Source organism: Paenisporosarcina sp. TG20 (assembly GCF_000286315.1).
Classification (GTDB): Bacteria; Bacillota; Bacilli; order Bacillales_A; family Planococcaceae; genus Paenisporosarcina.
The window spans coordinates 1-610 of record NZ_ALJG01000018.1 but is presented as its reverse complement, the minus strand read 5'-3'; the positions used below and the strand labels follow the sequence as shown (position 1 = coordinate 610).

Genomic DNA, 610 nt, shown 5'->3' with positions numbered 1-610 from the left:
GATTTTTGTTTCGAATAACTTCTTCCATTAATTTTTTATACAACGCCTTACGTTTCCTTGGACTTTTTTCTAAAATAATTTGTACCAATTTATTCTTTAGTTTACCGATTAGGATGTTCATGTTGACTGTGTACTCGTGTTTCAATTCCTTGGGCTCTTGTTCTTTTGCTATCAACTCATCGGCCTCTTGTTTAACTAGGGAGGTCATGTTAGATAGAAAGATTGACGCATAAAAGTCTTGTTTAATTGAAATAGGTGTATCACCAGTGAATTTTTGAATTTGCAATTTATTTTTTAATTCATCATATTTGGTCTCGATCCCCCAACGTTTGAAATAAAGAGATTTGAATGCTTCTACATCCATTGCTTCGTCCATGAGATTGGTGACTAAAATTTCTTCAATGCCTGAATCTAATTTGAATTTCAATACACGTAAATGTATGCTTTTTCCTTTTTTGTTAAATCTAACGATTTGATCAGATAATGACGGGTCAATCAACTTCTTATATGAGTTTTTAGGAATTCTTATAACAAATTTCACGTTAGATTCATAGAGATACAAAAAGAAATCAAGGGAAGGATAGCCGCGATCAAAGAGGAGAAGATCATT

1 protein-coding gene is annotated in these 610 nt (G+C 32.3%); it reads right to left on the bottom strand.

Annotated elements, in window-relative coordinates:
• The coding region (locus B371_RS0100095; RefSeq protein ID WP_237721480.1) for a transposase at positions 1–562 on the bottom strand (562 nt) is incomplete at its 3' end.
• Positions 563–610 lie beyond the last annotated feature (48 nt).